Genomic DNA, 18,823 nt, shown 5'->3' with positions numbered 1-18,823 from the left:
CCACGGGAGCATTTTTAAGATTGATTCAGGGTATCAATCGTTCTGTAATAAGACAATCGATTATATTAATTGTGAAATTAATGTCTTTCAAAACTAGTGTATTAATTTGGTTCTCTCGCTCCTGTGGTACACAGCCTCACCCCCAGACGGGGTGAGGCTTTTGTATAAGACAGAAGAACACGGATAAAGACATAGTAACATACGAACACAAGGTTATAGTAACAAAGTTTTTAGACAGAAGAACACAGGGACATAGTTTTTCAAGAGGAGACATAGTAACAAAAGAACACATGACTATGTTACTAACGGATTATGTTGCTTTGTTACTTTGTCTTACTTATGACTATGTTACTCACGGCTTGTTCTTTTGTTACTATGTCTTTTAAAGCAGCTACTATGTCCGGAAGCGGGAATAAATCGTTTAAATAGGATGTTAATATCTTTTTTTTTCGTACATTTGCAGTCACACGAAGCTAGGGATGTCTTAGCTACACAACAACAACGACAATATGGATGACGAAATAAAAGACATGGACGAGCTTGCTCCTGCCGATGAGGTGCAAGGAAAGGAAACTCATTCTGACTACAAGCCTGCCGACAGGTTTGACGCTGCTGCAGTGCATCACCTCTCTGGTATGTATAAGAATTGGTTTTTAGATTACGCCAGTTATGTAATCCTTGAACGTGCCGTTCCACATATCGAAGATGGCTTGAAGCCTGTTCAACGCCGTATTCTCCATTCGATGAAGCGCATGGATGATGGGCGATACAATAAGGTTGCGAACATTGTTGGGCATACCATGCAGTTCCATCCACATGGCGATGCATCCATCGGAGACGCTTTGGTGCAGTTAGGACAGAAGGATTTGCTCATTGACACACAAGGGAATTGGGGCAATATACTTACTGGTGACCGTGCAGCTGCGCCTCGTTACATTGAAGCTCGCCTATCCAAGTTTGCCTTGGAAACTGTTTTTAATCCCAAGACAACCGAATGGCAACTCTCATACGATGGTCGTAACAAAGAGCCTATCACACTTCCTGTAAAGTTCCCCTTACTTCTTGCACAAGGAGCAGAGGGTATCGCCGTTGGTTTATCATCAAAGATTCTTCCTCACAACCTCAATGATATCTGTGAAGCAGCAGTGCAATACTTACGGAATGAGGACTTTCATCTCTATCCAGACTTCCCTACTGGCGGAAGTATTGATGCAGCGAAGTATAATGACGGACAGCGTGGTGGTGTATTAAAGGTGCGTGCTAAAATAGAGAAACTTGATAACAAGACCCTCGTCATACGTGAGGTTCCTTTCACCAAGACGGCTAACTCTCTTCAAGAGTCTATCACAAAAGCAGTAGAGAAAGGAAAGATTAAGGTTCGTAAAGTGGAGGATATGACAGCCTCTGAGGTTGAGATTCAACTCCACCTCACCCCTGGCACATCCAGTGACAAGACCATTGACGCCCTTTATGCCTTCACTGATTGCGAGATAAACATATCTCCTAACTGTTGTGTCATTGAAGACAATAAACCTAAGTTCTTGACTATCTCCGACGTTCTTCGCAATTCCGTAGAACATACAAAGGCGTTGTTGAAGATGGAATTAGAGATTCGCAAACACGAACTGGAGGAACAACTCTTCTATAACTCATTGGAACGTATCTTCATTGAAGAGCGTATTTATAAGGAGAGGAAGTTTGAGACAGCAAAGAACTTAGACGAAGTTGTAGCCTTTGTTGATGCTAAATTAGATCCTTATAAGAAGACCTTTATTCGCGAAGTAACCCGTGAGGACATCCTCCGCTTACTGGAGATTAAGATGCAGCGAATACTGAAATTTAATAAAGATAAGGCTGACGAACTCATTCAGAAGATAAAGGCTGAGATTGCAGAAATAGATAAGGATCTTAGCGAGATGGTGCGTGTTACCATCGAATGGTTCACTCATTTGAAGGAAAAATACGGTAAGGATCACCCTCGCCACACCGAGATAAAGAGCTTCGATACCATCGTTGCAGCGAAAGTAGTTGATGCTAACGAGAAGTTATACATAGATAGTAAGGCTGGATTCATTGGTACTGGACTCAAGAAGGCAGAGTTTGTTCAAAACTGTTCAGACCTTGATGACGTCATTATCTTCTATCGCGATGGTAAGTATAAGGTGATTCGTATTGCCGACAAGGTGTTTGTGGGTAAAGGAGTTATATATCTTCAGGTATTCAAGAAGAATGATAAACGCACCATCTATAACGTTGTTTATCGTGATGGAAAGACTGGTCCTTACTACATCAAACGCTTTAATGTCACCTCAATTACACGTGACAAAGAGTATGACTTAACCTCTGGTACAGATGGATCAAGGATCTTCTACTTCACAGCTAACCCTAATGGCGAGGCCGAACTGATAAAGATTACCCTTGATCCGAACCCTAACAAGCCAAAACAAAACATCTTCGTTGAGTATGACTTTGCTTCTGTGCTTATCAAAGGACGCACGGCTAAGGGCAAGCTACTCACAAAGAAGAACGTTCATCGTATCTCATTGAAGAGTCATGGACACTCAACACTGGGCGGACGAAAGGTTTGGTTTGATCCAGATATCAACCGAATCAATTACGAAGAACATGGTCGTTTCCTCGGAGAGTTCGCTGATCAGGACAATATACTCGTCGTCTTGAAGAATGGAGAGTTCTATATTACGAACTTCGATGCAAGCAATCACTACGAAGATAACATCCTTCGCATAGAGAAATTCATTGCAGATAAACCATGGACAGCCGTGATCTATGATGCAGACAATCAAGGTTATCCTTACCTGAAACGCTTCCAAATGGAGGCAACAAAGCGTCATCAGAACTTCATAGGAGATAATCCTAACTCACAAATGGTACTCTTGACGGACGTTGCTTACCCTCGCATTCAAGTGACATATGGCGGGGTGGATGCATCAAGAGGTACAGAAGAGTTTGATGCAGAGCAATTTGTTGGTATCAAAGGATTCAAAGCTAAGGGTAAACGACTTACCACTTGGAAAGTAGATAAGATTGAGGAACTTGAGCCAACACGCTTCCCAGAAGAAGAGAAGAAGGATAATAACGATGAGGGAGATAATGGAGATGATACTCAAGAAGAGCCTACAACAACTCCAATAGAGGAGAATCTCGACCCTGATGCAGGTAAATCTCAACAACAAGTGATTGATGAGATAACTGGGCAACTCAACTTGTTTACAGATGAATAACATGATATTCCCACTTATAGAGACTTGATGTGAATGTTTCTATAAGTGGGACTTTCTCTTTAACGGAACTTATGCCTATGAAACTAAAGACTCTCTTTTTACGTAAAACAAACTTCTTTATAACGTTTCTCTTACTCTCTTCAGCAACCTTACAAGCCCAAGACACCTTATATAATAATAAGGTGATAAGCAATGCACAAATGTTGGGTATCGGTACAGCTAACGTCCTCGACACTTACTTATCACAAGAGAAATACAACGGAACAGAGCTTAGATACATCTCACATACAGTGCGTGAGAATGGTAGCAGGGCGTCACGAGAACTGATACATCAAGCTCAATTAATCTATGCACACAATCGACGAGACAATAATAACGAATTAGGAGGCTATTACAACTTCCAATATAACTGGCAATATGTCATCAATAAATGGACTATCGGCAATGGAGACTTACGCTTGAAAGCTGGTGGAGGAATTGACACAAGGCTTGGTTTCCTTTATAACACCAGCAACGCCAATAATCCAGCACAAGCTTATGGGCAACTAAACATCGCTCCTAATGTTACAGCTGATTATCATTTTCACCTTTGGGAGAAGCCTTTCTGTCTCCGTTATGAATTACAAATACCACTTATTGGATTAGCTTTCTCACCTAATTATGGACAGAGTTATTATGAGATATTCACGAAAGGTAATTACGATCATAACCTCATTTTCACAACTCCCATCAATGCTCCTTCACTCCGACAGATGGTTACAATTGATTTTACATTGCATCACACCACCCTTCGTCTTGGCTATCTTGGCGATTACCAACAGGCTAAGATGAACGGATTACGCCAACACACGTGGAGCAATCTATTTGTATTGGGTATCGTAAGAACATTTTCTATCAATAAAATATTGCCATGAGAAGAATCCAATCTACCATCAGCTATATCACAACGAGCCTCCTTCTAATTCTCTTGTTATGCTCTATTACGAGCTGCATTGATAATGAAGAGTATGCCAACAACCCACGTGGAAACTTTGAAGCATTATGGAAGATCATGGATGAACATTATTGTTTTTTCTCACAAAAGGGAATAAATTGGCAAGAAGTTCATCAACGTTATGCCAAACAGTTCGACACATCCATGAATGAAAAACAGCAGTTTGAAGTTTTAACGAATATGCTTTCAGAACTCAAAGATGGGCATGTCAATCTTTATACCTCTTTTAATATCGGACGTTATTGGGCGTGGAGAGACAACTATCCAAAGAATTATTCTGACTCGCTGGAGCGTAAATACCTGAAGAGTGATTATCTCATTGCAAGCGGATTAGACTATACTGTCTTTGATGACAACATTGGTTATATACGCTGCGAGAGTTTCCAAAATCCTATTGGGGCTGGTAATTTAGATGACATTCTACTGCATCTTCAACCTTGCAATGGGCTTATTATCGATGTAAGGAACAATGGAGGTGGACAGTTAAGTAATGCTGAAGAACTGGCAGCAAGGTTCACGAATAAAGAGGAGCTTGTTGGTTATATTCAGCATAAAACAGGTCCCGATCATAATGACTTCTCATCACTTCAACCCGAATACCTCACTCCCGGAAAGGGTATTCGATGGCAGAAACCAGTTGTTGTGTTGACTAACCGCAGTGTATTCTCTGCTGCCAACGAGTTCGTGAAGTATATGAAGTGTTGCCCAAACGTCCACATCGTTGGTGATAAAACAGGTGGCGGAGCAGGTTTACCCTTCTCTTCCGAACTACCCAATGGATGGTCGGTTCGTTTCTCCGCATGCCCCATGTATGATCGAGATAAGCAAATGACAGAGTTCGGTATTGATCCTGATTACAAAGTAGACATCACTGAATCGGATCTCATAAAAGGCAAGGATACGATTATCGAGTTTGCTCGTCAACTCCTTGCAAAGTAATAGAACCAACCCTTCAATCTCCAGAAAGAAGAGCTTGAAGGGTTGGTTTTATAAAAGGATAATGCCCATCTTAAAACCACCAAACACTAGTGTTATTTTTAATTGGGGTTGCTGTCACATTTAACATTTGCATTAATTATCTAATTATGACCATCTTATTTATTCTAAAAAGATGACAGAAATGACAGGAAAAACGTTTTTCGTCATATCCAAGTAAAACGTATTTAGAATTGACTTCGCAGCTACATAACCTTCTCATACACAGATATTATAGTTGCAAAACAACTATAATATAACATAAACAATAGTCACAATGAAGCAAGAATACATATTAGTTCTTTATTATAAAACAATTAGAAAAGAAATTCATAAACATTTGGTTATATCCAAAACATTATGTATCTTTGCACTCGTTATGCGCCTGTGGCGGAATTGGTAGACGCGCTAGACTTAGGATCTAGTAACTTACGTTGTGCAGGTTCGAGTCCTGTTAGGCGCACAAGAAAGAGCTAAGCATCATTGATGATTAGCTCTTTTTTATTCTATATATACATGTCAACATTGAAACCTCATGGTTTGACCTATTAGTAATCGCCCTCATTACTCATCATCAACATCAGCCCACACAACACGAGCACCAGATGCCATGTCTTGAATCTTCTTCCCCTTCCTACCGTCACGAGCACCAGAAGGAACAAACTTGCACTTTATACCCTTGATATTACGCTTAAGATTGAAGTCTTCTCGATTCTCTACAGGTTCACTCTCTACGCTGAGATGAAAACGACCTAAGCCATCAAGAACAACCGTTTCTCCCTGGCGAAGACGATAAGAGATCTCATCTATAAGGGCTACAACAAGCCCTCGAACGTCACCACGAGTAAAAGATGTGCTCTCCTGAATAGCATCAGCTAACTCTTCAGTGGACACTTCGCCAGCACTAACAGTTCGTGCATACCAATGCCCAGCACCCTTTTTATCTTTAAACTTACTCTGTTCTAATCTGATTTGAATTGACATAATATTATATTTATCTAGTTACTCTATTGGTTAAACAACTTCAATTGGAATCTATCAATAGACTGAGCTACGTTGCTTCCAATGGTGGCCTGCAAAGGAGGAGAGCTTCTTCAATCTTTCAATAAAGCCCGACCGTCCTTCCAAGTCAGCTGCAAATATAATAAAAAAGGGCACCTTCTGCAAGAAAAAATAGATTATTTTTTTATATAAGACATCATCTCTTCCCTTATTGTTAGCCCCCTTCTGTTCTATAAGTTGTGGTTAATTTGAAGATAGATAAATCTGTTGAATGAATTAAAAAAGTAAAAACAGCGTGTTAGAAACATAGTTTTTCGTATATTTGCAAGCACACTAATAACAATAAATAAAGGTAAAGATAATGTTGAATAAGAAGTTTCTTTCAGCTACCTTCATAGCTTTAGCAATTACAGGTAGCGTTGCTTTTGCTGCAGTCCAGCAGGGAAAGGTGATGTATAAACAAGCAGATGGAACATACGTAGTGAACACCACAACCCTAACTCCTAATGTAAAAGGATTTAAGGGGGCTACTCCTGTGGAAGTTTATATCAAGAATAACAAGGTAGTAAAGGTCGTTCCATTGCCAAATCATGAGTCACCTCGATACTTCAACACGGTGAAGGAAAACCTACTCCCTAAGTTTGAAGGAATGAAAGTGGCAAAGGCTGCAAAGGCAGAGCAGGTTGATGGTGCAACAGGTGCTACCTTCTCTTCACGTGCAATAAAGGCTAATGTGGCTGCAGCTGTGGCTTATTATAAAAAGAATAAGTAAGGGTTTCTCAACAAAATAGGTAGAAATTATGATTAGATTAAACGCTTTTTTCAAGGTAAAAGAGGGTGTTACGACAGCTCAAGTGAAGGCACTTGCAGATGAGTTAGTGGAACTCTCTCGCAAAGATGAGGGCAACAAAGGTTACGATTTGTTTGAGAGTGCAACTCAACCGGGTGTTTTCATGTTCTGTGAAACATGGGAGAATAAGCTTTGTTTAGCTCGTCATGCCCGTTCAGATCACTTCACGCGCATTGTTCCAGAGATAGAGAAGTTGACGGATGGAGGCTTGAGTATAGAACAGTTTGAGCGTTAAAAAAGCCTCCTCCCCCTCTCCTTTCGGAGAGGGGGAGGAGGCTTTTTTATAGTCTCTACCCTTACTTCACATCGCCCACTTTAATCAGATACTCTGCAATCTGTACTGCATTCAATGCCGCACCCTTGCGTATCTGATCACCTGTAAGCCATAACGTATTACCATTGTCATCAGCTAAATCCTTACGAATACGCCCCACATAGACATCATCGTGACCAGCACTCTCGAGTGGCATTGGGTACACATAGTGCTGCGGATCATCAACGAGTGTTACGCCAGGAGCCGCCTTCAATGCCTCACGAATCTCCTCAACAGATAGCGGGTGTTCGGTCTCGAACCATACAGCCTCTGAATGGCTACGGAGTGAAGAGACACGAACACAGGTGGCAGAAGTACGTATGTCGGAGTGCATAATCTTCTGTGTCTCATTAAACATCTTCACTTCTTCCTTCGTATAATCGTTTTCCATCATCTTATCAATCTGTGGAATAACGTTATAAGCAAGTTGATGTGGGAATTTCTTAATCGTCTTTACCTCGCCTGTCTCAACGAGTTCCTTATATTGTTGGATGAGTTCTTCCATTGCTGCAGCACCTGCACCCGATGCGCTTTGGTAACTGCTGACGTGCACCTTCTTGATATGACTGAGCTTGTTGATAGGGTTCAAGACAACAACCATCATAATCGTTGTACAGTTTGGGTTGGCTATAATGCCACGAGGACGAACGAGGGCATCCTCTGCGTTAATCTCTGGAACAACCAAGGGAACATCTGCATCCTGACGGAATTGGCTAGAGTTATCAATCATCACAGCACCATATCGAGTGATTGTTTCGGCAAACTCGGCTGACGTTCCTGCTCCCGCACTAGTAAAAGCAATGTCAACACCCTTGAAATCGTCGTTATGCTGGAGCTGTTTTACTTCATATTCTTTACCCTTAAATGTGTACTTTCGACCTGCAGAACGCACTGAACCGAATAACACAAGATCGTCCAAAGGGAAGTTTCTTTCGTCTAATAGGCGTAGAAGTTCTTGTCCTACGGCACCACTGGCACCAACTATTGCTACTTTCATATGTTTTGTCTTTTTTGTTTTCAATTAATCACTTGTACTTGCAAAAGTACTATTTTTATTGCAATATAGGCTACAATCTGTCTTTCTTTTTAGCCTTTGGTGGGTTATATTTGTCTATATTCAACTTCTTTTGTAACTTTGACCTCGGATTTAATAGAGTACATCTATAACTAAAAACACTTGAGAAAAAGAGAAGTAAGAAGGCTTGAGTTGAACTATCTAAACAATTATAACAATGAATAATACTACACAAGAACCCGAACTTCCAAGCAAAGAGCATTTGTTTGAAGAGAGTTGCTTAATCATCGATGAGGCGCAACATGAGGCGTTTCATGCCGTGAATATCGCCTTACTGAAGCGTAATTGGCTGTTAGGGAAGAGGCTGAATGAGGAGCTATTAAAGTATTCCCGTGCTGATTATGGCAAGCGAGTTATACAAGAGTTAAGCGGTCTGCTTGTACAGAGATATGGTAAGGGTTTCTCTAAGAGTAATCTTTATAACTACATACTCTTTAATCAACTTTACCCAGACATATTCCAGTTGTCGACTGGAAAATCGGCTCGGCATGACATTCTCCAGTCGGTGACTGGAAAATCTTCCATTCGTCTCACTTGGACGCATTATAGCGTATTGTTGCAGGTTCGAGACGATGAGGCAAGGGCATGGTATGAGCAGGAAGCAGTTACAGAGGGATGGAGCGTTAGGACACTCCAGCGTAACGTGAGTAGCCAATACTACTATCGCCTATTACAATCTCACCATAAGGAGCTGGTAAGAGAGGAGATGCTGGAAAAAGCAGTCCACTTGTTGAGAAGTTGGAATTCATTAAAAGCCCTGTTGTTGCAGAGTTCTTAGGATTCACACCGAATACTTCTTTTACGGAAACAGACCTAGAGAGCTGTATTATTAGTAATCTCCAGAAGTTCATCATGGAGTTAGGAAAGGGCTACGCATTCGTTGGGCGCCAGCAACATATCCATACGGAGAAGGAGGATTATTACATCGACTTGGTCTTTTATAACTACTTCTTAAAGTGCTTCGTATTAATGGATCTAAAGACATCAAAGGTTACGCACCAGGATGTGGGGCAGATGGATATGTATGTCAGGATGTTTGATGAACTCAAGCGGACGGATGGCGATAACCCGACCATAGGTATTCTTTTATGTTCGGACACGGATGAAGACATCGCACGATACTCCATACTCCACGATAGTAAACAACTTTTTGCAACAAAGTATAAGCTTTATCTACCCACACAAGAGGAACTGAAGGCAGAGATAGAAGCGCAGAAAGCGCAGTATTACTTACAGTTTAAAGGGCAAAATAAGTCGTGATAATTTACGCTCCGGCATATATACAAAGGGTGTAAAATGGGGTTCATCTCTTGAAGTAATATACCTGTTTAATAGTTGGAAGCACTCTTTATCTATTGTAAAGCATAAGCAGTGGAATCGAAATATATATGTTTAGCATTTCTTTTCCGCTGCTTTTCTTTTTGTTTCTTCGGTGTTCTGTATTGTTTTGAAGCGTAAGTAATAGTATTATCTAAGTGTGATAATTAATTATCTAAGCGTGATAATTAGTTATCTAAGTCTGATAATACTTTATCACGCTTAGATAATAAGAAAAGATACGCATTCCGTGAATGCAGAATACGTATGTAAAGAATACGGGAACCGCAGGAACTGAATGCGGAAAGCGTGTGTAAGTGTGAGGAACAAAGCATATTGACTTAAATTTTGGCTTATATAATCTATGAATATATGCTAAGATGGAATGTTGCCAAACTTTTTTAGTAACTTTGCAGGCAATAAGTTTATAGACATTCATGTTGCATTTATCACAGTATTTCCCTATAGCTGACCCGACACTGATATTCTTTGTGGTGCTTTTGATGATTCTTATTTCACCTATCATCATGGGGCGATTGCGCATACCTCATATCATTGGTATGGTATTGGCAGGAGTTATCGTTGGTAAGTACGGACTGAATATATTGGAGCGTGACGCTTCATTCGAGTTATTCGGGCGTGTTGGGTTGTATTATATCATGTTCTTAGCGGGACTTGAGATGGATATGGAGGGGCTGAAGAAGAATCGTAATCGGGTGATGATCTTCGGGCTGTTAACCTTCCTTTGTCCGTTTATTATGACTTATCTGATGGGTGTTAGCTTGTTGAGTTATACGCCATTAGCCGCATTGTTACTTGCTGCTATTATGGCATCGAACACGCTGATAGCCTATCCGATTGTGGGAAGATATGGACTGACACGGCACACAAGTTCGACGTTGAGTGTTGGTTCTTCCATGATGGCACTCTTCATTGCTTTGATCGTAATGGCATCAATCGTCAATAGCTTTCATGGCGGTGGGGGAGTTGGCTTCTGGTTGTTCTTCGTTGTGAAGTTTGTTGTTTATTGTGCTGGACTAGTCTTCTTTATACCCCGTCTTGCACGTTGGTTCTTGCGCCGTTATTCTGATGCCGTTATGCAGTTTATCTTCATCTTAGCGGTTGTATTCCTTTCGGCTTCTTTATCTGATGCTGTAGGCTTAGAGGGCATCTTTGGTGCATTCTTGTCTGGTTTGATATTAAATAGATATGTTCCGAAGGTTTCTCCGTTGATGAATCGCATAGAGTTTACGGGTAATGCGCTGTTCATTCCTTACTTCCTAATTGGTGTGGGAATGTTGATCAATGTTCGTTTATTGTTCTCTGGCACCAACATCTTATGGGTGGTCTTTTGCCTTGTTGTCTTTGGAACATTGGGTAAGGCAGTGGCAGCATATATTGCCGCAAGACTCTTTAAGATGTCGAAGATGTCGGGGCACATGATGTTCGGTCTTACGAGTGCGCACGCCGCAGGGGCTATTGCCATGGTGATGGTGGGGCGTCGCTTGGAGGTTTCTCCTGGAGTTTACCTCTTTGGAGATGAGGTGTTGAATGGTATTGTGATTATGATACTCTTCACCTGTATCATATCAACATTGGTTACAGAGTGGGCTGCTCAGCGCATTCGTTTACAAGAGAAAGAGGAACCAGAGATCGTGAAGACGCTTAACGACGAGAAGATTCTTATTCCTGTGAAGTATCCTGAATACGCTGAGAGTTTGGTCTCTATGGCTATAATGATGCGTAATCCACGACTAAAAAAGGAACTTGTCGCCCTAAATGTAGTGTATGATGATGTTAATATGCGGCATAATCAAGCGGAGGGGCAGCGTTTGTTGGAACAGATTCATCAGTTAGCTAGTTCTTCAGATGTACCAATGACAACGCAGGTGCGCATAGCGGCGAATATTGCCAATGGTATTAAACATGCCTTTAAAGAGTTTCAGGCATCTGAGATACTTATGGGGTTGCACTTCCATAAGGATATAAATAAGAACTTCTGGGGTGAGTTCACACGTAGTTTGTATAATGGATTGAGCCGACAAATTATCGTTACTCGTATTACCCAGCCCCTGAATACAATAAGAAGAATACAAGTTGCAGTGCCTTCTCGTGCTGAGTTTGAGCCTGGTTTCTATCGTTGGTTAGAGCGATTGGCACGTATGGCAGGTAATTTGGAGTGCCGTATCGTGTTCCATGGTCGCCGTGAAAGTTTGCAACTCATAACGGAGTTCATTCGTAATAGATTCCCTAGTGTGCGTGCTGAGTACGAAGAGATGTCTCATTGGAAAGAACTTCCAGATTTGGCAACACGTGTGAAAGCTGATCAGCTATTTGTGATCGTCACAGCTCGTAAGGGTACAATTTCTTATAAGAGTGCGATGGAACGATTACCAGAAGAGGTGAATCGCTACTTCAAGGGTAAGACACTGATGATAATATTCCCTGATCAGTATGGTAATCGTATGGACGATATGACGTTCGCCCAACCACAACACACGGAGGAACGCAGTGCTTACGAGGCTGTGAGAGAGTGGATTCATAATAAGGTGTAGGAGGGGATTAGGCTAATATGGCTAATAAGCCTAATAGCCCCAATAAAAGAATAGCATTATGATAGATATTAAGAACATAACCAAGAGTTTCGGTTCACTTCAGGTGTTGAAGGGTATCGACTTGCATATTAATAAAGGAGAAGTGGTGAGCATTGTCGGACCATCAGGTGCTGGTAAGACTACCTTATTGCAGATAATCGGAACACTGGATAAACCTGATAGTGGTTCTGTCATTGTCGATGGCATTGACGTTGGTAGTCTTTCGACAGGAAAGTTGAGCGACTTCCGTAACCAACATCTCGGTTTTGTATTCCAGTTTCATCAGCTCTTACCAGAGTTCACTGCCCTTGAGAACATTATGATTCCTGCCTATATTGCAGGCAGAAAGACGAAGGAAGCACGTCAGCGCGCAGAGGAGTTATTAGCGTTTATGGGGTTAAGCGATCGTGCAAGTCATAAGCCCAACGAACTATCAGGTGGTGAGAAGCAGCGTGTGGCAGTGGCTCGAGCATTGGTAAACAATCCAGCTGTCATCCTTGCCGATGAACCTTCAGGTAGTTTGGACACAAAGAACAAACAAGAGCTGCACCAACTCTTCTTCGATCTCCGCGATAAGTTCGGTCAGACCTTCGTCATTGTTACACATGATGAAGGGCTCGCACACATAACAGATAGAACAATACATCTTAAAGATGGCATGATACAGAATGACATTTGTCAAGAGACAGAATGACATAGAGACATATCTTTTAATGACATATTTCTTTAATGAGATATTTCTGAGGTGAAAGGAATAAGTCACTGTTAAATCTTCATTAAAACTGAGATACGATGGGCACAGAGCAGTTGATAAAACTAATTATAAACACCGCCTACGAGGTTCGGAGCCATTTGGTAGCTGGGTATATAGAGAGTGTATATAAGAAGGCTTTGTTGTTAGAACTCGGAGAAGCTGGGCTCAAAGTAGAGGATGAAGTAGAGTTGCCTGTGCAATATAAAGGACATGTGATAGGCAATTTCAGAGCAGATATAATAGTAGAAGGAAGCGTTATTATAGAGTTAAAGGCTGTTGCTCATTTGCTACCTGCACATGAGATTCAGCTCGTAAACTATCTTACCATAGCAGAGATAGACAATGGACTAATTATTAACTTTGGTGCTGCAGAGAGATTAGAAATTAAACGCAAGTATAGAGTTTATACTCCGCATATTTAAAGAATATGTCATTAACTAATATGTCATTAAAAAATATGTCTTTATGTCATTCTGTCTATTTCATTCTTTCTATGTCATTAACTAATAAGTCATTCTGTCTAAAGTTCATTTTGTCTAAAAATAAAGCATTATGTCTAAAATAAAGCTCGGAGCATACAACACGCTCACTGTATTAAAGATTGCCTTACGTGAAGGCAATGGTGAACCATTTGGACTTTTCCTCGATGGAGGACCAGATGGAGAGATTCTCATGCCTCAGAAGTATGTACCAGAAGGTACTGAGATTGGTGATGAGATAGAAGTATTTGTCTATCTTGATCAAGAGGAGCGCCCTATTGCTACGACAGAAGATCCCCTGGCGCAGGTGGGCGACTTTGCTTACTTGGAGTGTTCGTGGGTCAATGAGTATGGTGCATTCCTTTCGTGGGGTGTGATGAAAGATCTCTTCTGTCCGTTCCGTGAACAGAAAAAGCGAATGGTAATGGGTAATTCATATATTGTGCATATCCATTTGGACGAAGATAGTTATCGCCTTGTGGCATCTGCTAAAGTGGAACATTATCTTGACGAACGTCGACCACGTGATTATAAGCATGGGCAGGAGGTTGATCTTCTCATATGGCAGAAGACAGATCTTGGCTTTAAGGTGATTGTTGATAACCAGTATCCTGGTCTTATCTATGAAGATCAGGTGTTTCAATATGTTCACACTGGCGACCGATTGAAGGGTTACATATCCACTGTTCGCCCCGATGGAAAGATAGATTGTACACTTCAACCCACAGGGCAGCAGCATGCAGAAGACTTTGCTGAGGTGCTCCTCCAGTATCTCCGTGATCATAATGGCATCTGCGACCTTGGCGATAAGAGCGAAGCAGAGGATATCAAGCGTCGTTTCCAAGTGTCAAAGAAGGTTTATAAGCGAGCTATTGGCGACCTTTACAAGCGCCGACTCATCACAGTTGAACCATTGTCTATACGCTTAGTCGGCGAGCAATGATTCTTCTAACTCGCTTTTTTTGCAGACCAAATAAAGGATAATAAAATACAATGCAGAATCAATTTTCAAGAACCCAACTTCTTCTTGGTAAGCCTGCCATCGACACCTTAAATGGTAGTCGCGTGGCTGTTTTTGGTGTTGGAGGTGTTGGTGGATATGTTGTGGAAGTCTTGGCACGCAGTGGCGTGGGGGCTATTGATGTTATTGATGACGACCGTGTCTGTCTTACGAACGTCAACCGACAACTTCTTGCAACCACTCGGACAGTGGGAAAACACAAGGTGGACGTGGCTGAAGAACGTATTCATACCATCAATCCTCGTTGTATCGTACGGAAATATCAGACCTTCTATTTACCCGACAATGCTGACCAATTCGACTTCTCACACTATGACTATGTCGTTGATTGCATCGATACCGTAACAGCAAAGCTTGATCTCATCTATCGTTGTCATGAGTTGAACATCCCTTTGCTTTCTTGTATGGGTGCAGCTTATAAGCTGGATGCTACGCAGTTTCGTGTGACTGACATCTTCAAGACTATCAACGACCCACTGACGAAGGTGATTCGCAAGAAACTTCGTAAGACAAAGATTAAGCATCTAAAGGTAGTATATAGTCCTGAAGAACCGCTTGAGAGTATAGAGCAACCCGAAATCTCTTGTCGTTTCCACTGCATCTGTCCTGACAAGGATATGCGTAAGTGTACCGACCGCCATACTATCCCTAGTTCTAATGCGTGGGTTCCAGCTGCGGCGGGACTAATCGCAGGTGGAGAAGCTGTGAAAGATCTTGTCAATCTTGCCCACACTATGCGCATCCGCCCTGAAGATGAGGCTACAAGTGAGCCTGCTCGCATTGCACGTGAGCGTGCAGAAAAGATGTTGGAAGAGCATAAACGAATCAAAGCAGAGAAAGCTGCTGCAGATAAGTAATGTATTTATATTGTATATATTAAGGGGATATAAGTGTTTCTGTCATCGTTGGAAAGACATAATCCTAAGACTACGTAAGAAAATTAAAGGGCATTTGGTGATGTTACAATCTCCAAATGCTCTTTGTTTTTGTTGTATTTTATGTCAAATTATACCATGAGATTACTCATAAACGAATGTGAAGTCTTTCTTTGCTGTTAGCGTATTACCAACAAAGCAAGTCTTTAGAGCGATATGCTCAAACTTCTTACGTTGCTTCTCATCAAATGAAACTTTCAGATGGAAGGTGATTGGAATACGTGAAACAGCGAAAGTCTCCATATCTTCTTCAATCTGACCAATCTCAGCATAGCAACCTGAAAAATCTACACCACCACGTTCAGCTTGCAATCCCATCATCGTCAGCGCACATGCAGCCAGTGCATTGCCCAATAACTCAACAGGATTTTGGTTCTCCCCCAAGCCTCCTACAGCCTTACCAGCATCAGTGTTTATGGTTACAGCAGACCTAACGTGTGTTGCTTCAACTCGCCCTTTCCCTTGATAAATTGCTTTTGTAACTGTCATAATTGTATCTTTTAAATTAGTAATAATACTTCGGTTTGCTAATAACATTTATATGTTTCGACAAAGGTAGTAAAAGGTTATAGATAAAACAAGGAATTAATTATTTTACTGAAAATTAGTTTGCCGTCACTCCCTGTTACTTTTATGGATGTGTAAATGCTAGCCCACTTCGTAATCCCTCTTTAAGTATTACAATAATAGCATTTGTTTCTGAAAGTTCTTTACATTCAAAATTCTCATTCTAGAGTAAATAGCCCATTATTATGGGCGAAAAATGAGTCAAAAGTAGGGTTTTCTCGAAAACTATATAGTTTTTGTGCAAAAGGTATATAGTTTTTTGCTAAAAAGTATATAGTTTTTCGCTAAGAAATATATAGTTTTTTGTTGAGAAATATATAGTTTTTCAACAAAAATTCCCTTGTTTTTCAGTAATAATGAATATTTTTTTGCTAAGATAATAAGATAAAATATATAAGACGATGAATATCAACAAGTTATAAAACATTATCTTTTCAGCCCCATATTTTCCGTATTTGAGTCAAAGTACATTCCTCTTTGAAAATATCGCAGAAATACCCCCTCAAATTAGCAGTATTTTATTACAAAATATAGCCTTTCGATAAACCTCTTCCAGAGATAAAAGTTAAGGACAGGAATCCTTGCTTGTATTTTAGCTCTACTGGACAGCAATATTTTCTAAACAGTTCTTCTGTATTGTTCATGCTTAAAAGTAATATTTACGTGATGTTAGTTATTATTAGATTAATTGTTTGCTATTTTTTCCAACTTAGGAATATTCCCTTTAATTATTAGTTTTTATTAATTTATATTATTAACTTTGCTGTGGGAAAGCTATTGAAATATTTGCTTTTGTATAATTATAATCTTAAAAACCTATTTAAATATAACCATGAGTAATTTCTATGTTAAGATAGATGAGGACTTAGAGTCCTTTTTAAGTGCTAAGGAGGATGCAGAAAGATTCGTTAATGATTGTATCCGCAGAGATAAAATAGAAAGCGAAAAACAGCAACAAATTGAAAGAGAACGTATAAAGAAAGAGTTGGCTAATTTTAAGAAGAATGATGAGAATCAACCCACAGAATCTCATGAAAAGAAGAGCTCTTTTAAGGTAATCTCTCTAATGTATTGCCTTATTTTTATTGCTATCATAATGGTCCTCCTTTCTCTTAGCCAAATTAAAAAGGAGTCACACCCCAGTGGTACTCCTATAAATGTATCGGATGATTCAACAGCCATAGTACCTGATTCTAGTACTGTTAAGTCGAAATCAGTTTCAAATATCCGTTCTTGGAATTTCAAAGAAGAACAGGATAAGATGACAAGTACTAAGAATATTTGGGCTTCAATTGTCAGTGATAATTCTGTAAACCTTGATGCGCCATACTATTCTACAGAAGCAAAGATTACAATCAGATATATGAAGAAGTGGGGATATGATGCCATTATTTATGTTAGTGAGGGGCAAGTCTATGGGAATGAATATTCTAATCAAAATTATGTGATGGTTCGATTTGATGATGAGAAGCCTATTCGTTACTGGTTTGATGAGCCTGCAGATGGTTCTAGTACACATGTTTTCATAAGAAAGCACAATGATTTCATCTCTAGATGTAAGAAGGCAAAGAGAATTAAAGTAGAGATTCCTCTATATGAGGCTGGTCGCCCTATCTTTGAATTTAGTGTTGATAAGCCTCTTGTTTGGAAGAAATGATGTTTATGCTTTAAGTTATGGAACGGATATACTTTAGCACTAAACTCCATTTTATAATGATTTAAAAGTTATATATTTATGAATAAGTTTTTATTTGCTTTCTTGTTCTCATTTTATACAGTTTGTTGTTATTCCCAAATTGCTGATACAAAGATGGGAATGTCAAAAGAGATTGTTCAGAAAATGCTTCAAAATAGATTTGGATATACTGATAATACAGATGAAACAAGTATTACGTACTGGGATGTGTCCTATGCTGGATATAAATGGGATTACATTAATTTCGATTTTAAAATTGACAAGCAAGATCAAAGTCACCTTTCTGAGATAGAACTTAATAGAGACTTTGTATATTTAGAAAGTGCTAAAGAATTCCTTTATAAGCTTAAAGAGAAGTTATCTTATGATTTTGCGATAGAAAAGACGCGAGCTAATGTCCCTTTGAGTTATGAATCTCATAATAATGATTCAGAAGTAAACTTATATATATACATCAATAAAAATAGCAAAAAGAAGTATAGTGTTTGGCTTTGTTATGAAGATGAAAAGCCACTATATGTAGAACAGGATCTAAATGAATCTATTCTTTATACGAATTTTGGTGATTCTTATGATAAAACTAAAAGAATCTTAGAACACAAATTGGGAGATTGTTCTGAATCGTCTAGAGATTGGATAGCATACGATGATGTTTGGTTTGCGAACATAAAATGGGACTCTTCCTATTTTTACTTTATTTATACAAGCACGACTAGTCATCTGTCTGCAATTCTACTTAGGAAAAGTTGTTTTGATGCTGATGAAGCAAAAAGGTTTAGAGACAGTATATGTAAATATAAGTTTTGTAATCATACTTTTAATAAATACAAGATTGAAGAGAATGGTTTTAAAACACGATATTCTGATGAAAGCGAATCCCTTGTAATTGTAAGCATAAAAAAAGATTATACGGATGCTCCTTACTCTGTAATAGTAATTGTAAAATCTAAGCTTTATAATTCTGAAGATAAATTTTAGTGATTAAAAGGCGACCATCTGTTGAGATAGT

At 39.8% G+C, this 18,823-nt stretch carries 15 protein-coding genes, 1 tRNA gene and 1 pseudogene; 14 read left to right on the top strand and 3 right to left on the bottom strand.

Features of this window, described 5'->3' with window-relative positions:
• The first annotated feature begins 509 nt into the window (after positions 1-509).
• The 4 genes from O3603_RS08740 to O3603_RS08725 all read left to right on the top strand — a co-directional run bounded on the left by O3603_RS08740 (position 510) and on the right by O3603_RS08725 (position 5,674).
• Entirely contained in the window at positions 510-3,242 is a 2,733-nt protein-coding gene (locus tag O3603_RS08740) for a DNA gyrase/topoisomerase IV subunit A (protein ID WP_371522245.1), read from the top strand.
• 71 nt (positions 3,243-3,313) lie between these two features.
• Positions 3,314-4,156: a DUF3316 domain-containing protein gene (locus O3603_RS08735; protein ID WP_371522243.1), complete on the top strand. Its 843-nt coding sequence runs from the start codon at positions 3,314-3,316 to the stop codon at positions 4,154-4,156.
• On the top strand, positions 4,153-5,175 hold the full coding sequence (locus O3603_RS08730; RefSeq protein ID WP_371522241.1) for a S41 family peptidase: 1,023 nt from the start codon (positions 4,153-4,155) through the stop codon (positions 5,173-5,175). The genes O3603_RS08735 and O3603_RS08730 overlap by 4 nt, the downstream gene beginning before the upstream one ends.
• A 417-nt stretch (positions 5,176-5,592) precedes the next feature.
• Positions 5,593-5,674: transfer RNA gene (locus tag O3603_RS08725), tRNA-Leu, on the top strand.
• A 101-nt stretch (positions 5,675-5,775) separates the two neighbouring features.
• On the opposite strand, the gene O3603_RS08720 is transcribed toward O3603_RS08725, so the two are convergent.
• Positions 5,776-6,195, bottom strand: coding sequence for an HU family DNA-binding protein (locus tag O3603_RS08720; protein ID WP_009436001.1), 420 nt, complete (start codon positions 6,193-6,195; stop codon positions 5,776-5,778).
• A 379-nt stretch (positions 6,196-6,574) separates the two neighbouring features.
• Between O3603_RS08720 and O3603_RS08715 the strand changes: the two genes are divergently transcribed.
• Together O3603_RS08715 and O3603_RS08710 are read left to right on the top strand one after the other, a co-directional pair.
• Positions 6,575-6,985, top strand: coding sequence for an FMN-binding protein (locus O3603_RS08715; RefSeq protein WP_287315696.1), 411 nt, complete (start codon positions 6,575-6,577; stop codon positions 6,983-6,985).
• Positions 6,986-7,013: 28 nt separating this feature from the next.
• Positions 7,014-7,298, top strand: a complete 285-nt coding sequence (locus tag O3603_RS08710; protein ID WP_287315698.1) for a putative quinol monooxygenase — start codon at positions 7,014-7,016, stop codon at positions 7,296-7,298.
• A gap of 61 nt (positions 7,299-7,359) precedes the next feature.
• Here O3603_RS08710 and O3603_RS08705 read toward each other — a convergent pair whose 3' ends face one another.
• A complete protein-coding gene (locus O3603_RS08705) occupies positions 7,360-8,373 on the bottom strand; it encodes an aspartate-semialdehyde dehydrogenase (RefSeq protein ID WP_371522238.1) in 1,014 nt (337 codons plus the stop codon).
• 235 nt (positions 8,374-8,608) lie between these two features.
• On the opposite strand from O3603_RS08705, the pseudogene O3603_RS08700 reads away from it, so the two are divergent.
• From O3603_RS08700 to O3603_RS08675, 6 genes and pseudogenes are all read left to right on the top strand, one after another.
• A pseudogene (locus O3603_RS08700) lies at positions 8,609-9,711 on the top strand (YhcG family protein).
• 494 nt (positions 9,712-10,205) lie between these two features.
• Complete coding sequence (locus O3603_RS08695) at positions 10,206-12,323, top strand: cation:proton antiporter (RefSeq protein WP_371522236.1); 2,118 nt, start codon at positions 10,206-10,208, stop codon at positions 12,321-12,323.
• A gap of 58 nt (positions 12,324-12,381) precedes the next feature.
• A complete protein-coding gene (locus tag O3603_RS08690) occupies positions 12,382-13,056 on the top strand; it encodes an ABC transporter ATP-binding protein (RefSeq protein ID WP_314519602.1) in 675 nt (224 codons plus the stop codon).
• 98 nt (positions 13,057-13,154) lie between these two features.
• Positions 13,155-13,538, top strand: coding sequence for a GxxExxY protein (locus O3603_RS08685; protein ID WP_155716711.1), 384 nt, complete (start codon positions 13,155-13,157; stop codon positions 13,536-13,538).
• A 130-nt stretch (positions 13,539-13,668) separates the two neighbouring features.
• Positions 13,669-14,538: a S1 RNA-binding domain-containing protein gene (locus tag O3603_RS08680; protein WP_155716712.1), complete on the top strand. Its 870-nt coding sequence runs from the start codon at positions 13,669-13,671 to the stop codon at positions 14,536-14,538.
• Between the two features lie 50 nt (positions 14,539-14,588).
• Positions 14,589-15,473, top strand: coding sequence for a ThiF family adenylyltransferase (locus O3603_RS08675; RefSeq protein WP_371522234.1), 885 nt, complete (start codon positions 14,589-14,591; stop codon positions 15,471-15,473).
• A 162-nt stretch (positions 15,474-15,635) separates the two neighbouring features.
• Here the strand turns inward: O3603_RS08675 and O3603_RS08670 are convergent, their stop codons facing one another.
• Entirely contained in the window at positions 15,636-16,040 is a 405-nt protein-coding gene (locus tag O3603_RS08670; protein WP_371522232.1) for an OsmC family protein, read from the bottom strand.
• Positions 16,041-16,950: 910 nt separating this feature from the next.
• Here O3603_RS08670 and O3603_RS08665 point away from each other — a divergent pair.
• Positions 16,951-17,775 (top strand): hypothetical protein, encoded by an 825-nt coding sequence (locus tag O3603_RS08665; RefSeq protein ID WP_314574089.1) that lies wholly within the window; start codon positions 16,951-16,953, stop codon positions 17,773-17,775.
• A 78-nt stretch (positions 17,776-17,853) separates the two neighbouring features.
• On the top strand, positions 17,854-18,792 hold the full coding sequence (locus O3603_RS08660) for a hypothetical protein (protein WP_371522230.1): 939 nt from the start codon (positions 17,854-17,856) through the stop codon (positions 18,790-18,792).
• The last annotated feature ends 31 nt before the right edge of the window (positions 18,793-18,823 follow it).

Source organism: Prevotella sp. 20925_1_30, from assembly GCF_041433025.1.
Taxonomy (GTDB): domain Bacteria; phylum Bacteroidota; class Bacteroidia; order Bacteroidales; family Bacteroidaceae; genus Prevotella; species Prevotella vespertina.
The sequence above is the reverse complement of the archived record's forward strand: the minus strand, read 5'-3'. Positions and strand labels throughout refer to the sequence as shown.

Coding starts and splice junctions, on each gene's coding strand:
- O3603_RS08705 (WP_371522238.1), bottom strand. CDS start 8,373: ATGAAAGTAGCAATAGTTGGTGCCAGTGGTGCCGTAGGACAAGAACTT.
- O3603_RS08690 (WP_314519602.1), top strand. CDS start 12,382: ATGATAGATATTAAGAACATAACCAAGAGTTTCGGTTCACTTCAGGTG.
- O3603_RS08660 (WP_371522230.1), top strand. CDS start 17,854: ATGAATAAGTTTTTATTTGCTTTCTTGTTCTCATTTTATACAGTTTGT.
- O3603_RS08730 (WP_371522241.1), top strand. CDS start 4,153: ATGAGAAGAATCCAATCTACCATCAGCTATATCACAACGAGCCTCCTT.
- O3603_RS08735 (WP_371522243.1), top strand. CDS start 3,314: ATGCCTATGAAACTAAAGACTCTCTTTTTACGTAAAACAAACTTCTTT.
- O3603_RS08680 (WP_155716712.1), top strand. CDS start 13,669: ATGTCTAAAATAAAGCTCGGAGCATACAACACGCTCACTGTATTAAAG.
- O3603_RS08710 (WP_287315698.1), top strand. CDS start 7,014: ATGATTAGATTAAACGCTTTTTTCAAGGTAAAAGAGGGTGTTACGACA.
- O3603_RS08720 (WP_009436001.1), bottom strand. CDS start 6,195: ATGTCAATTCAAATCAGATTAGAACAGAGTAAGTTTAAAGATAAAAAG.
- O3603_RS08670 (WP_371522232.1), bottom strand. CDS start 16,040: ATGACAGTTACAAAAGCAATTTATCAAGGGAAAGGGCGAGTTGAAGCA.
- O3603_RS08665 (WP_314574089.1), top strand. CDS start 16,951: ATGAGTAATTTCTATGTTAAGATAGATGAGGACTTAGAGTCCTTTTTA.
- O3603_RS08715 (WP_287315696.1), top strand. CDS start 6,575: ATGTTGAATAAGAAGTTTCTTTCAGCTACCTTCATAGCTTTAGCAATT.
- O3603_RS08675 (WP_371522234.1), top strand. CDS start 14,589: ATGCAGAATCAATTTTCAAGAACCCAACTTCTTCTTGGTAAGCCTGCC.
- O3603_RS08685 (WP_155716711.1), top strand. CDS start 13,155: ATGGGCACAGAGCAGTTGATAAAACTAATTATAAACACCGCCTACGAG.
- O3603_RS08695 (WP_371522236.1), top strand. CDS start 10,206: ATGTTGCATTTATCACAGTATTTCCCTATAGCTGACCCGACACTGATA.
- O3603_RS08740 (WP_371522245.1), top strand. CDS start 510: ATGGATGACGAAATAAAAGACATGGACGAGCTTGCTCCTGCCGATGAG.